Annotated in this window: 13 protein-coding genes; 3 read left to right on the plus strand and 10 right to left on the minus strand. The window is 70.5% G+C overall.

Annotation, left to right across the window (positions count from 1 at the left end):
- Entirely contained in the window at positions 1-1,071 is a 1,071-nt protein-coding gene (gene hemE, locus DPQ23_RS08250) for a uroporphyrinogen decarboxylase (protein WP_112874224.1), read from the plus strand.
- A 13-nt stretch (positions 1,072-1,084) separates the two neighbouring features.
- On the opposite strand, the gene hemF is transcribed toward hemE, so the two are convergent.
- Positions 1,085-1,945: an oxygen-dependent coproporphyrinogen oxidase gene (gene hemF / locus DPQ23_RS08255; protein WP_112874225.1), complete on the minus strand. Its 861-nt coding sequence runs from the start codon at positions 1,943-1,945 to the stop codon at positions 1,085-1,087.
- A gap of 75 nt (positions 1,946-2,020) precedes the next feature.
- Between hemF and DPQ23_RS08260 the strand changes: the two genes are divergently transcribed.
- Positions 2,021-2,425 carry a hypothetical protein gene (locus DPQ23_RS08260; RefSeq protein ID WP_112874226.1) on the plus strand — a complete coding sequence of 135 codons (405 nt, stop codon included), beginning with the start codon at positions 2,021-2,023 and terminating at the stop codon, positions 2,423-2,425.
- 1 nt (position 2,426) lies between these two features.
- On the opposite strand, the gene DPQ23_RS08265 is transcribed toward DPQ23_RS08260, so the two are convergent.
- Both DPQ23_RS08265 and clpS read right to left on the minus strand, forming a co-directional pair.
- Positions 2,427-3,422: a class I SAM-dependent methyltransferase gene (locus DPQ23_RS08265; RefSeq protein ID WP_112874227.1), complete on the minus strand. Its 996-nt coding sequence runs from the start codon at positions 3,420-3,422 to the stop codon at positions 2,427-2,429.
- Between the two features lies 1 nt (position 3,423).
- The gene (gene clpS / locus DPQ23_RS08270) at positions 3,424-3,750 is read right to left on the minus strand and encodes an ATP-dependent Clp protease adapter ClpS (protein WP_112874301.1); all 327 of its coding nucleotides are present in this window, start codon (positions 3,748-3,750) and stop codon (positions 3,424-3,426) included.
- A gap of 268 nt (positions 3,751-4,018) precedes the next feature.
- On the opposite strand from clpS, the gene DPQ23_RS08275 reads away from it, so the two are divergent.
- Positions 4,019-5,641 carry a D-alanyl-D-alanine carboxypeptidase family protein gene (locus DPQ23_RS08275; protein WP_112874228.1) on the plus strand — a complete coding sequence of 541 codons (1,623 nt, stop codon included), beginning with the start codon at positions 4,019-4,021 and terminating at the stop codon, positions 5,639-5,641.
- Positions 5,642-6,075: 434 nt separating this feature from the next.
- On the opposite strand, the gene ccoS is transcribed toward DPQ23_RS08275, so the two are convergent.
- The 7 genes from ccoS to ccoO all read right to left on the minus strand — a co-directional run bounded on the left by ccoS (position 6,076) and on the right by ccoO (position 12,801).
- On the minus strand, positions 6,076-6,261 hold the full coding sequence (ccoS, locus tag DPQ23_RS08280) for a cbb3-type cytochrome oxidase assembly protein CcoS (RefSeq protein ID WP_112874229.1): 186 nt from the start codon (positions 6,259-6,261) through the stop codon (positions 6,076-6,078).
- Positions 6,261-8,459 (minus strand): heavy metal translocating P-type ATPase, encoded by a 2,199-nt coding sequence (locus tag DPQ23_RS08285; RefSeq protein ID WP_112874230.1) that lies wholly within the window; start codon positions 8,457-8,459, stop codon positions 6,261-6,263. The genes ccoS and DPQ23_RS08285 overlap by 1 nt, the downstream gene beginning before the upstream one ends.
- Positions 8,459-8,923: a FixH family protein gene (locus DPQ23_RS08290; protein ID WP_112874231.1), complete on the minus strand. Its 465-nt coding sequence runs from the start codon at positions 8,921-8,923 to the stop codon at positions 8,459-8,461. The genes DPQ23_RS08285 and DPQ23_RS08290 overlap by 1 nt, the downstream gene beginning before the upstream one ends.
- Before the next feature lies 1 nt (position 8,924).
- The gene (gene ccoG / locus DPQ23_RS08295; protein WP_112874232.1) at positions 8,925-10,385 is read right to left on the minus strand and encodes a cytochrome c oxidase accessory protein CcoG; all 1,461 of its coding nucleotides are present in this window, start codon (positions 10,383-10,385) and stop codon (positions 8,925-8,927) included.
- Positions 10,386-10,725: 340 nt separating this feature from the next.
- Positions 10,726-11,643 (minus strand): cytochrome-c oxidase, cbb3-type subunit III, encoded by a 918-nt coding sequence (gene ccoP / locus DPQ23_RS08300; protein WP_240602590.1) that lies wholly within the window; start codon positions 11,641-11,643, stop codon positions 10,726-10,728.
- A 218-nt stretch (positions 11,644-11,861) separates the two neighbouring features.
- Positions 11,862-12,065: a CcoQ/FixQ family Cbb3-type cytochrome c oxidase assembly chaperone gene (locus DPQ23_RS08305; protein WP_112874233.1), complete on the minus strand. Its 204-nt coding sequence runs from the start codon at positions 12,063-12,065 to the stop codon at positions 11,862-11,864.
- A gap of 10 nt (positions 12,066-12,075) precedes the next feature.
- Entirely contained in the window at positions 12,076-12,801 is a 726-nt protein-coding gene (ccoO, locus tag DPQ23_RS08310; protein ID WP_112874234.1) for a cytochrome-c oxidase, cbb3-type subunit II, read from the minus strand.
- Between the last annotated feature and the right edge of the window lie 14 nt (positions 12,802-12,815).

Consider the following 12,815-nt stretch of genomic DNA (forward strand, 5'->3'; position numbering starts at 1 on the left):
ATGACCCAGACAGCCATTGCCCCCCGACCGAAAAAGACCATCCTGCGCGCGCTGGCGGGCGAGACGCTGCCCGTGCCGCCCGTCTGGATGATGCGGCAGGCTGGTCGCTATCTGCCGGAATACCGTGCGACCCGCGCCCGGGCGGGCGACTTTCTGTCGCTGTGCTACAACCCCGACCTTGCGGCCGAGGTGACCCTGCAGCCGATCCGGCGCTATGGCTTCGACGCGGCGATCCTGTTTGCCGACATCCTGCTGGTGCCGCAGGCACTGGGGGCCGACCTGTGGTTCGTCACCGGCGAGGGGCCGCGGCTGTCCACCCTTACCGACGCCGCGGGCGTGCAGGCCCTGCGGCCCGCCGCCGCGATCCACGACACGCTGGCCCCGATCTACGAGACGGTGCGCATCCTGCGGCGCGAGTTGCCGGCCGACACGACGCTGATCGGCTTTGCGGGCGCTCCTTGGACGGTGGCGACCTACATGGTCGCGGGCCGCGGCACGCGCGACCAGGCGCCGGCCCATGCCATGATGGCCGCCGACCGTCAGGCGTTTGCGGCCCTGATCGACCGGATCGCCGACGCGACGGTGGAATACCTGTCGGCGCAGATCACGGCCGGGGCCGAGGTCGTCAAGCTGTTCGACAGCTGGGCCGGCAGCCTGCGCGGGCAGGACTTCGACGCGTTCGCGGTCGCCCCCACGGCCCGGATCGTCTCGGCCCTGAACGACCGCCATCCCGGCGTTCCGATCATCGCCTTCCCGCGCGAGGCGGGACCGCGCTATGTCGGGTTCGCCGCCGCCACCGGCGCCGACGCCGTGGCGCTGGACAACGGCGTCAGTGCCGAATGGGCCGCGCAGAACGTGCAGCGCCCCGGCCCCGGCGGCTGCGTCCAGGGCAACCTGGACCCCCGCCACATGGTGACGGGCGGCACGGCCCTGGTGGACGAGACCCGCCGCATTATCCGCGCCTTCGCGGGCGGGCCGCATATCTTCAACCTCGGCCATGGGATCACGCCCGACGCGGACCCCGACAACGTGGCGCTGATGGTCGAGACGGTGCGCAGCGGCGCGGCCTGACGCCGCGCCCGGATCAGACCCACTTGGCCAGCGGCGGCAGGCTCATCAGCACGGCGTCGGCATTGTGGCCGGTTTCCAGCCCGAAGCGGGTTCCCCGGTCATAGACAAGGTTGTATTCCGCATAAAGCCCGCGATGGATCAGCTGCGCCTCGCGGTCGGGATCAGACCAGGGCTGACCCATCCGCCGCTCGGCCAACGGCAGGAACGCGGGCAGGAAGGCCGCGCCGACATCGCGGGTAAAGGCGAAGTCCGCGTCCCAGTCGCCGCTGTTCAGGTCGTCATAGAAGATGCCGCCCACGCCGCGCGCACGCCCACGGTGGGGAATGAAGAAATACTCGTCCGCCCAGGCCTTGAAGCGGTCGTAGTAATCGGCCCCGTGCGGCGCGCAGGCCGCCCGCAGCGTGGCGTGGAAATGCGCGGTGTCCTCGGCATAGTCGATGCAGGGGTTCAGGTCCGACCCGCCCCCGAACCACCAGGCGCCCGGCGTCCAGAACATCCGCGTGTTCATGTGGACGGCGGGCGCATGCGGGTTCTGCATATGCGCGACCAGGCTGATGCCCGAGGCCCAGAACCGCGGATCGTCGCCAAGGCCGGGCACGCCGCGCGCGGTCATCGCGGCCTGCGCGCGCGGGGCCAGCGTGCCATGCACCTCGGACCAGTTGACCCCCACTTTCTCGAACACCCTGCCGCCGCGCATCACCGACATGATGCCGCCGCCCCCGCCCTGCTCGCGGGCCGTCGGTGTCACCTCGAACCGGCCCGGACGAGCGCTGCCCGGGCCCCGATCCTCCAGCGCCTCGAACGCCGCGGTGATCTCGTCGCGCAGGGCGCGGAACCAGTGGGCGGCGGCCTGGCGCTGCTCGGTCATCTCCATCGCGGGCTCTTTCGTGATTTGCGGGGCGCAGGGCGCGGCGCTAGGCTTGAGCGTCCCTGATTAAAGGCTGCCCCGATGACCCGCAACCTTGCCCTGACCGCGCTGGCCTGCGTGACCCTGGCCGCCTGCGGCACCCCCCAGCAGCAATGCATCGCACAGAACACCCGTGAATACCGCGTGGTCACGAACCTGCTGGATGAGGTGCAGGGAAATCTTGCCCGCGGCTATGCGTGGGAAGAGCGCGCGGTGACGCGCACCGTCTGGCGCGACTGCTCGACCGTGTGGCGCGACAAGGACGGAAACCGGCGCATCGTGGATCGGCCATGCCTGCGCGACGTGACCGATGTCGAACGCTACCGCGTGCCGATCGACCCGGCGTCCGAGATGCGCAAGCGCGACAACCTGCTGGCCCGGCAGACGGCGCTGCTGCCCGGCGCCGAGGCGGCCGTGCGCGCCTGCCGCGCGGCGCACCCGGACTAGCTCAGCGCCGTTTCGGGCGGCCCGCCCCGGTGGCCGTGATCACCTTGAACCGCCCGTCGCCCGCGATTTCCTGAACCTGCGCGAAATGCTCGGCCAGCACCGGCTCGTACGGCAGGTGCCGGTTGGCCACCATCCACAGCCGCCCTGCCCCGGTCAAAAGCCCCGCCGCCGCGCGGATGAAGCGCGCGCCCAGATGCGGGTCGGGGTTGCGGGTGTCGTGAAACGGCGGATTCATCACGACGCCGTTCACGGGGTCCGGCAGGCGAAAGCTTGTGGCGTCGGCCCAGTGAAACACCGCGCGCGGATCGGTCACGTTGCGGCGGGCGCACTCCAGTGCCGCGGCATCGGCCTCGACCAGGTGCAGCGTCTCGAGGCCGGGGCGCGCCAGCACCTGCGCGGCAAGCCAGCCCCAGCCCGCGCCCAGATCGACGACACGGGTGGGCATCCGGTCCGGCAGCGCCGCGGCCAGGGCCTGCGACGCAGGGTCGGGGCCGTCGGCCGAAAACACGCCGGGCGCCGTCACGAAGCCGCCCTCGACGGTTCGTTCGGCGCCGACCCAGTCCGCGGGCACCCACGCGCCCGCGGGCATCGCAAGATGCAGGATCTTGCCATGGGCGCGGGACTGGACGTCGTCCACAGGGGCGAGCGTCCGCAGCTCGCGCAGCATCGAATCGATGCCGTCGGTCTTTTGACCATCGACCCACAGGCTGGCCCCCGGCGCCAGCCGCGAGGCCGCAAGGGCGACGCGCGCGCGCGCCTCGGCCCGCGCACGGGGCAGGAACACGATCGCGGCCGCGACCTCGCCCTCCGGCAGCGCGGCGGGGGACGAGGCCACGCGAAAGCCGCGGGCGGCCAGCGCATCGTGATCGGGACGAAAGCCCTGAAGGATGATGGTGCGGTCGGGGGCGAATCCCGACAGATCCTCGGTGGCGCGGGGGCCGATCAGCAGCAGCGTGCCCGCCGGCGGGGCGATCAGGTCCAGCCGCGATCCGGCCATGTCATTCCTTTTCCATCGTGCATTGCAGCGGATGCTGCTGGCGGCGCGCCAGTTCCATGACCTGCGCCACCTTGGTTTCCGCCACCTCGTGCGAGAAGACGCCGACGACGGCAAGCCCCTTGCGATGCACGGTCAGCATGATCTCGATCGCCTGGGAATGGGTCATGCCGAACAGCCGTTCCAGGATGTGGACGACGAACTCCATGGGCGTGAAGTCGTCGTTCAGCAGCAGCACCTTGTACATCGGTGGCCGCTGCGTCTTCGGCTTGACCTTGGTGGCAAGGTCGGCGTCCCCGCCAGGACCCTGCGGCTTTCCAGGGTCGGTCATGCGGGGCTGCGTCGGGCGCGGCTGGTTCACGGTCGGATCCTGATCGGCGGTCGGGACGAGGGGCTTGGACGTTCGCAATATAGACACTCGGCGCGCCGAGGAAAGGGCGAGCAGGCCGGCTTCACTGACCCTGCGCATTGCAACCGCCCCGCAAAATGCCCGTTTCGGCAGGAAAGGACCCGTGCTATCCTCGGTCCATCAATGAAGGGCGTGCCATGATGAACGCGCCCTCGCAGGCAAAGAGACCGGGACAGTGCAACATATTCTCATGACCCTCGTTGCGGGGGTGATCGCCGTGCTGGGGGCGCTTGCGCCACCATCGGCCACCGCCGCGCCATTCGCCGCCTTCGTGATGGATGCGCGAACCGGCAAGGAAATCTATTCCCAGAACGCCGACGCGCGGCTGCATCCGGCGTCGCTGACCAAGATGATGACGCTGTACATGGCGTTCACGGCGGTCGAGCGCGGGCAGGTGCGGCTGGATTCGCGCTTTACCGTGTCGTCGCACGCGGCCTCGCAGCCACCCTCGCGCCTCGGCCTGCGGCCGGGGCAGAAGATCGAGCTGCGCTATCTGATCCGCGCCGCCGCGGTCAAGTCGGCCAACGACGCGGCGACCGTGATCGGCGAGGGGCTGGCCGGGTCCGAATCGCAGTTCGGCGCGCAGATGACCGCCATGGCGCGCGCCCTGGGGATGCGCAACAGCGCCTTCCGCAACGCCAACGGCCTGACCGCGTCGGGGCATTATTCCTCGGCCCGCGACATGACGATCCTGGGCCGGCGGCTGTTTTATGATTTCCCGCAGTACTACTCGATCTTCTCGCGCCGTTCGGCCGATGCCGGGATCGCGACCGTGTCCAGCACGAACAAGCGCTTTCTGGACAGCTACAAGGGCGCGGACGGCATCAAGACCGGCTATACGCGGGCGGCGGGGTTCAACCTGACCGCCTCGGCGCAGCGCGGCCCCAAGCGGATCATCGCGACCGTTCTGGGGGGGCAGTCCACCGCGCAGCGCAACGCGGTCATGGCGCAACTGCTGGACGCCGGGTTCGGAAGCGCGCCGACACGGGTGCGGGAAATAAGGCCCGAGGCGCCGGCCTACCTGGTCGAGAAGAAGCGCTCGGTCAAGGTCGCCCGGGCCGACGCGCCCCCTGTGGCGCCTGTCAAGCTGAAGACCGTGGCGGTCCGCAAGGCAACGCCCGGATCGGCCGTGCCGGCCCTGCCCCCGGTCCCGCGCGGCGATCGCCTGGCCGCCGCGGTGGCCGAGGCGCAGGCCGCGCCGCAACCCGTCCCCGAAGCTGCGGCCGCTCGGGACAAGCCTGCCCCGCGGATGACCGCCAGCGCCCGCCCGGCCCCCCGGCCGGGACGCACCAGCGCGCGCACGCAGCAGGCGGTGGCCGTCGCCGTGGCGGCCGCCCCGCCCGTCGCCGCCGAGCGTCCGAGCCGCGCCCCGCGGGGCAACGCGCCCCAGGTCGCGTCCAGGACGCCCGGATCGACGATCCCCACCACGGCCGAAGTCAGGACCCGCTCGACCCGGCTGGCCGAATCCGCCGCGCCGCGTCCCAAGTCGGACACGGTGATCCTGGCCGCGATGGACGAAGAGGGCGACCGGTCCGAGCCGGAGGCGACCGAGATCGTCTCGCGCCCCTCGACCAGGGGCAGCCGCCATTACGGCGTGTCGCTGGGCCACTACCCCTCCAAGCATGAGGCCGAGCAACTGCTGCTGCGCACCGCCCTGCAAGAGGCGTCCGTCCTGGACGACGCGCGGCGCAACGTGGGCAACACCAAGCGCGGCTTCGAGGCCCGGTTCACCGGGATGACACAGGCGTCGGCCCACCTGGTCTGCGGCAAGCTTGCGTCGAACGCGCAGGCCTGCACGGTGACGGGACCCTGACGTCGGGCGCCGCGCACAACCAGGGCGCTGTCCTCGCGGGCAGCGCCTTTTTTTCTTGCTGAGTGCGCCGAGGGGGGGGCGCGTTCAGGATAGCCAAGCCCACCCGAGCAGATGCGACCGGATCAGGCAGAGGCCGGGGACAAGCACGGCGCCGGCCGTCAGACTGGAAAGGGCGCGTGCAGCAAGGCCGGGTTCAGCACACCAGCCCTGGGCACTGTCCGCCCGGCCCCATCGGATGCCGCCCAGATGCCAACGCCGCGCGGCTGGCCCTCAGGAGCCGAAGCCGCCTGGCGGTCAGCGCTGATGGCCGAGCCGGGTGATTCTGACCGCCTCGCCCGGCCTCAGCGCGCAAGCCCACGGGATCGCGGCCGCCTTCACGCCCGCAGCTGGGATCGTCGCGGCTGAGCGACAGCCGGCGCCGCAGGCCGCAGGCGCTACTGCGGCCCGTCCGACCCGGGCTTGCCCGGGCGCGGGCGGTCGTCCCATTCGGTGCTGAGGATGCGTTCGGCGTCGCCCTTGGGGTCTTCGTACTGGCGGTTGCGCAGCGCCCACAGAAAAGCCAGCAGACCCAGCCCGCCCAGACCCAGCGACACGGGGATCAGGAAGACCAGAACCTCCATCACCGCACCCGCAGGGCATTCAGGGTCACGCTGACCGAGCTGAGCGACATCGCCAGCGCCGCCATCAGCGGTGTGGCCAGCCCCGCGACCGCGAAGGGCACGGCGACGATGTTGTAAAGGATCGACAGGGCAAAGTTCTCGCGGATGCGCCGGGCGGCGCTGCGCGCCACCCCGACGGCTTCGGCCACGGGGGCCAGGTCCACGCCCATCAGCACCATGTCCGAGGCGACCCGCGCCGCATCCAGCGCGCTTGCCGGCGAGATCGAGGCATGGGCCCCTGCCAGCGCCGCGGTGTCGTTCAACCCGTCGCCGACCATCAGCACGCGCGCGCCCTGCCCGGCCAGATCCGCCACGGCCGCGGCCTTGTCCTGCGGCGTCGCCTGGGCGCGCCATTCGGCGATGCCCAGCCGCCGGGCGATGTCGGCGACCGCGGCCGGGCCGTCGCCCGACAGCAGCATCACGCGCAGGCCCCGCGCCTTCAGCCCGGCGACGCAGGCGGCCGCGCCCGGCCGCAGGCGGTCGGTGAAATCGACCCGCAGCGCCGCGCCGTCCAGCCCCAGCCAGGTCGCCCCGCCCGGCGCTGCGGCCACGTCATCCGCCGCCGCCCCCGTCCAGTCCCCGCGGCCCAGACGCACGGGCCGGCCCTGCCAAGTGCCCTCGACCCCAAAGCCGGGAACCTCGCGCAGGTCCGAGACATCGGCCGGCGCGGTTCCGTCCAGGGCCGCGGCCAGGGCGCGCGACAGCGGATGGCCCGACGCGCGGGCCAGCGTCAGGGCCACCGCGCGCGCCCGGGCGTCCAGCCCGTCCAGCGTCACCACCTGGGGCGTGCCCATGGTCAGGGTGCCGGTCTTGTCGAACACCACCGTATCGCAATCGGCCAGCCGTTCTAGCGCGGTGCCGTCCTTGATCAGCAGGCCGCGGCGGAACAGCCGGCCCGAGGCCGCCGTCACCACGGCCGGAACCGCCAGCCCCAGGGCGCAGGGGCAGGTGATGATCAGGACCGCCGCCGCCACATTCAGCGCCAGCCGCGCATCGCCGGTCGTCAGCAGCCACCCGGCCAGGCTGGCCAGCGCCAGCAGGTGCACCACCGGCGCATAGGCCCGGCTGGCCCGGTCGGCCACCGAGGTATAGCGGCCGCGCGCCGATTCTGCCGCCGCCACCAGCGCCGTCAGCCGCGCCAGCGCGCTGTCGCGCCCCGCCGCCGTGACCCGCAACGTCAGCGGGCCGGTCAGGTTGACCTCGCCCGCCGACAGCATCTCGCCCGGCCCGACCGCCACCGGCACCGATTCCCCGGTCAGCAGCGAACGGTCGATGTCCGAACTGCCGGTTTCGATCACGCCATCGGCGGGGACCCGCGCGCCGGGGCGGATCAGGATCAGGTCGGCCGGCGCCAGATCGACCACCGCGACCGGCGTTTCCACCCCGTCCACCAGGGCGATGGCGCGGGGCACCTCCAGCGCCGTCAGCTCCTCGGCAGCCGAGCGGGCGACGGCGCGGGTGCGGTAATCCAGATAGCGCCCGACAAGCAGGAAAAAGCACAGCATCACCACGCCGTCGAAATAGGCGTGGGGGCCGCTGTGGACCGTCTCGAACACCGAGATCGCGCTGGTCAGGATCAGGGCCAGCGAGATCGGCACGTCCATGCCCAGCCGGCGCGCCCGCAACGCCCGCCAGGCGCTGGCAAAGAACGGCTGTCCCGCAAAGGCGACGGTGGGCAGCGCAATGGCCCCGGAAATCCAGTGGAACATATCCCGCGTGGCCGCGTCGGCGCCCGACCAGACGGCCACCGACAGGATCATGATGTTCATCATGGCGAACCCGCTGACCCCGATCCGCATCAGGATGTCACGGCCCTGCCGGTCGGCCGTGGTGGCGGTCAGGGCCGCCGGGTCCAGTTCATGCGCGGGATAGCCGATGCGGTCCAGCAGCGGGATCAGGTCGTCGGCGGACAGACCCGGCGCCTCGATCGCGACGCGGCGCAGCGACAGGTTGACCCGCGCCGCGCGCACGCCCGGATGGGCGATCAGCGCCCGTTCGACATCCGTGATGCAGGCGGCGCAATGCGCGGTCGGCAGCGACAGGATCACGTCCCCGCGGTCGGCCCCCGCGCGCCCCGCGATGCGTTCCGCCAGAGGGGCCGCGTCGCAGGCCGGGCAGGCGCTGAAGCGGGTGTCGAAATCTGCGCCGATGTCCGCCATCACTTCACCCTGTCGCCTGCGTAATGGTCGATGCGCTGGCGAAACGTGGTGCCATCGCGTGCGGTCGCGGTCAGGCGGATGTTCCACTGTCCCGGCGCCAGCGTCAGGGGCGCACGGAACAGCCCGTCGTGATAGGTGAAGGTGGGCCTCACATCCTCGCGCCCGTGGGTCGGCCGGCCCACGGTGACGGCCAGCGTGGAAAGCGGGGCCGGGTTTCCGGCCCGGTCGCGGATCATCAGCGTCAGGTCCCGCCCGTCATACGCGGGGGTCACGGTCCAGCCCAGCGCCGCCTGGGCCGTGCGCTCGCGGTCGAAGACCTGCGAGGCGACGTAGCTGTTGCTGACCTCGACCCCGGGAAAGGTGCCGACCGCCTTGACGGCCAGCAGCAGGTTGACCCCGATCACCACCCCGAAGGCCGCCAGCGTGATCGCCAGCACGTGCCGGCCGGTCAGTTCGCGCGCCATCCTAGCGGCCCTTTCCATGGAACACCGTCTCGACGGACGCCCGGCGACCATCGCTCGCATCCTCGATCCAGATGGTCAACGGCGTCTGCGCCCCCAGGGCCAGCGGCGAGTCCGGCTCGGCGGTCAGATAGACCCGCTGCTGATAGGTCTCGTCGGCATCGACCGCGACCACAGGAGCACCCCCTTCCAGGGCGATCGCCAGCGCCGGCGGCGCGCCGCCCTCGGCGTCGGCCACGCCCACGGTGAACTGCTTGTCCTCGCCCTGCTTGTTGCGCAGCCGCAGCTCATAGGTGTTGCGGATCGCGCCATCCGCCATCGTCACGAACTGAGGGTTGCGGATGGGCGAGACGTTCAGATCATAGGGCGAGCGCATGAACAGCGCCACGACCAGCGCGACCCCGATCGCCGACCACAGGGTAAAGTACATCAGCGTGCGCGGGCGCAGGACGTGCTTCATCAGCGGCTTGGGCGCAGAGCCCGTGCGTTCGGCCGCCTCGTCTTTCAGCGCCATGTAGTCGATCAGCCCGCGCGGCTTGCCGATCTTGTCCATCACCTCGTCGCAGGCGTCGATGCACAGCGCGCAGGTGATGCATTCAAGCTGCTGCCCTTCGCGGATGTCGATGCCCATCGGGCAGACGTTCACGCAGGCCAGGCAGTCGATGCAATCGCCCTTGGGTCCGGGCGGCACGTCCGATTTCGTCGCCTCGCCCTTGTGGATCTTGCCGCGCGGCTCGCCCCGCCACTCGCGATAGGCGACGGTCAGCGTGTCCTCGTCCATCATCGCGGCCTGGATGCGCGGCCAGGGGCAGGCATAGATGCAGATCTGCTCGCGCGCGAAGCCGCCGAAGAAGAAGGTCGTTCCCGTCATGATGGCGATCGTGATGTAGGCGACGGGATGGGCGTCGCCCCGGACCAGGTCCATGAACAGCGTCGGCGCGTCCGCGAAATAGAACACCCACGCACCGCCGGTCAGCAGCGCGATCAGCAGCCAGGCCGCCCATTTCTCGGCCCGCAGCCGGACCTTTCGCGCGTCCCAGGGGGCGTCGTAAAGACGCACGCGCGCGTTGCGGTCGCCCTCGATCCACCGTTCGACCAGGATGAACAGGTCGGTCCAGACGGTCTGCGGGCAGGCATAGCCGCACCAGACCCGTCCCAGCGCCGAGGTGAACAGGAACAGCCCCAGCCCCGCCATGACCAGAAGGCCCGCGACGAAATAGAACTCGTGCGGCCAGATCTCGATCCAGAAGAAGAAGAAGCGCCGGTTGGCCAGATCGACCAGCACGGCCTGGTCGGGCATTCCAGGGCCACGGTCCCAGCGGATCCAGGGCGTGATGTAGTAGATGCCCAGGGTGACCGCCATGATCACCCATTTCAAACTGCGGAACGTGCCGCGGACCCGACGGGGAAAGATCGGCTCACGCGCCGCGTAAAGACGCGTCGGCTCCGGCTCGGTCGTGGACATGAATCGGTCTCCTGTGGCGCGGTCTCGCGCTAGCCTAGCACGGGGCGGGCATCGTTGACCTGCATCAACCCTGCAGTGCGCGCCCGGCCCGGCGAACCCCGATCATATAGGAAGGGGTGGATGTGATCGGCATGGTCACGTTGTCGCACCCCGTAGGGTGCGGCAAGGCCGCCGGCGCGGCCACAAGGACCACGGCACGGCTGGCGCGCCCATTCGGGCGGTGTTTGCGTCCCCATCCCGCAAGGGTCAGGACCGATGCGCCGCCCGCGCCCGACGCCTGCTGACCAGGCAAGCGCCGGACCCGCACTTGCGGACCCGGCAAGCGTCGGTCGGGGCGCCCTTATTCGCCGCCGCCCAGGCCGTGCACATAGGTGGCCACAGCACGGATGTCGGCCTCGCTCAGCCGCTCCGACCAGGCCGGCATCACCCCGAACGGGCCGTCGTGGATGATGCGCTGGATGACCGCCGCATCGGCCTGGCCGTCGCGGTTGTACAGCCAGACGGCGTCGGTCAGGTTCGGGGCGCCCTGCGCCCGGTCGCCGGTCCCGTCCTCCATGTGGCAGGCCGTGCATTGCTCGGCAAAGATCGTCTGACCTGCCTGCGCCGCCGCCGCGTCATGCGGCTGGTCCGACAGCGACAGGACATACTGCGTGACCTGTGCGATCTGCGTGTCGTCCAGCAGCCCGTCCAGCCCGAACTTCGGCATCTCGGAATAGCGGGTGTCGGGGTCGTCCGGGCTGCGGATTCCGTGCAGCAGGGTCAGGTGGATGTCCTCGATCGTGCCGCCCCACAGCCAGTCGTTGTCCAGCAGGTTGGGATAGCCGGGGTTCCCGGCCGCGCCCGACCCGTGGCACTGGGCGCAATAGGTGCGGAACACCGATGCACCCGCGTTGCCGGCATAGTTCATCAGCTCGGGGTCGTCGCGGATCGCCGCAAGCTCGACCGAGGTCAGCCGCGCCTGGATCGGCGCGTTCGCCTCGTCGAAGCGCTGGATTTCGGCAGCCACCTCGTTGCGGGTGGTGCGACCCAGAAGCCCCTCGGTCGCCCTGTTCACAAGGGGAATGGCCGGGTAGGCCACGACATAGCCCAGCGCCCAAATGATCGTGGCATAGAACGTCCACAGCCACCAGCGCGGCAGGGGGTTGTCGTATTCCTCGATCCCGTCCCAGCTGTGGCCGGTCGAGCCGACCTCGGCCTGCTGCTTGCCGGGGCGGCGGCGCGCGGTCTTGGTCGCGCGGTGCCCCGGACGCGCGGGCATCAGCGCCCCCGGCACGTTCTGAACGATCTGCTCGGCATTCTCGGCGTCGGCCGCGCGGCGCCCGACCGAGATGCGGTTCTCGGGGTTGGCCGGGGTGGTGTGCGGGTCGGTCGCGCTGACCGCCATGTTGTCGGCGACCTCGGCCTCGCGCGGGGTGGGCTCGCGCGGGGGCTGCCCGGGCGTGTTCGGGCCTGTGTCGTCAGAGGTGGGATCGGCCATCACTTGACCTCCTTTTCGCCCGGATCGGCATCGTCGCCGGCTGCGGGTTTCGTCTCGTTGCGAAAGATGCTTTCGGCGGCGTCCCGGTGCACCCGGCGCGAGCCGGGGCGGAAGACGAACAGCACGACGCCCAGGAACACCAGCACCAGCACCAGCAGCACCCAGCTGTCGGCCAGCTGGCGCAGGAAGGAGTAACGGTCCATCCCACCCCCCTCAGCGCGTCGGATCGGGCTGGAAGGTCGTGAAATCGACCATCGTGCCCAGGACCTGCAGATAGGCGATCAGCGCGTCCATCTCGGACACCCCCGCCTGCCGGTCATAGTTGCGCTGCTGCGCGCCCGGATAACGGGCCTGCATCGCCTCGGCGTCCGCATCGGGGTCGGCCTGGGCCATGAAGTCGGCCCGCGCCTCGACGATCATCTCGTCGCTGTAGGGCACGCCGACCATGCGGTCCGCCTCCAGTCGGTCGGCGATGTGGGCCGGCTCGATCATCCGGTCCCGAAGGAAGCCATAGGCCGGCATGATCGATTCAGGCACCACCGCGCGCGGGTCGTTCAGGTGGTCGATGTGCCATTCGTCGGAATAGCGCCCGCCCACCCGCGCAAGGTCGGGTCCGGTCCGCTTGGAGCCCCACTGGAACGGATGGTCGTACATCGATTCCGCGGCAAGGCTGTAGTGGCCATAGCGTTCGACCTCGTCCCGCATGGGACGGATCATCTGGCTGTGGCAGACATAGCAGCCCTCGCGGACATAGACGTCGCGGCCGGTCAGCTCCAGCGGGGTGTAGGGGCGAACCCCCTCCACCTCCTCGATGGTGTTTTCCAGATAGAACAGCGGCGTGATCTGGACGATGCCGCCGATCGTGACGACAAGGAACGAAAAGATCAGCAGCAGCGTCGCGTTCTTTTCAAGGATCTTGTGGTGGTCGAGAATGCCCATGTCGGATCCCTTTC

It is taken from the genome of Paracoccus endophyticus (assembly GCF_003286075.1).
GTDB classification, from domain to species: Bacteria; Pseudomonadota; Alphaproteobacteria; order Rhodobacterales; family Rhodobacteraceae; genus Paracoccus; species Paracoccus endophyticus.

Bases quoted from the DNA above. Each gene is read 5' to 3' on its own strand.
- hemE (WP_112874224.1), top strand. From the start codon at position 1: ATGACCCAGACAGCCATTGCCCCCCGACCGAAAAAGACCATCCTGCGC.
- hemF (WP_112874225.1), bottom strand. From the start codon at position 1,945: ATGGAGATGACCGAGCAGCGCCAGGCCGCCGCCCACTGGTTCCGCGCC.
- DPQ23_RS08260 (WP_112874226.1), top strand. From the start codon at position 2,021: ATGACCCGCAACCTTGCCCTGACCGCGCTGGCCTGCGTGACCCTGGCC.
- DPQ23_RS08265 (WP_112874227.1), bottom strand. From the start codon at position 3,422: ATGGCCGGATCGCGGCTGGACCTGATCGCCCCGCCGGCGGGCACGCTG.
- clpS (WP_112874301.1), bottom strand. From the start codon at position 3,750: ATGACCGACCCTGGAAAGCCGCAGGGTCCTGGCGGGGACGCCGACCTT.
- DPQ23_RS08275 (WP_112874228.1), top strand. From the start codon at position 4,019: ATGACCCTCGTTGCGGGGGTGATCGCCGTGCTGGGGGCGCTTGCGCCA.
- ccoS (WP_112874229.1), bottom strand. From the start codon at position 6,261: ATGGAGGTTCTGGTCTTCCTGATCCCCGTGTCGCTGGGTCTGGGCGGG.
- DPQ23_RS08285 (WP_112874230.1), bottom strand. From the start codon at position 8,459: ATGGCGGACATCGGCGCAGATTTCGACACCCGCTTCAGCGCCTGCCCG.
- DPQ23_RS08290 (WP_112874231.1), bottom strand. From the start codon at position 8,923: ATGGCGCGCGAACTGACCGGCCGGCACGTGCTGGCGATCACGCTGGCG.
- ccoG (WP_112874232.1), bottom strand. From the start codon at position 10,385: ATGTCCACGACCGAGCCGGAGCCGACGCGTCTTTACGCGGCGCGTGAG.
- ccoP (WP_240602590.1), bottom strand. From the start codon at position 11,643: ATGCCCGCGCGTCCGGGGCACCGCGCGACCAAGACCGCGCGCCGCCGC.
- DPQ23_RS08305 (WP_112874233.1), bottom strand. From the start codon at position 12,065: ATGGACCGTTACTCCTTCCTGCGCCAGCTGGCCGACAGCTGGGTGCTG.
- ccoO (WP_112874234.1), bottom strand. From the start codon at position 12,801: ATGGGCATTCTCGACCACCACAAGATCCTTGAAAAGAACGCGACGCTG.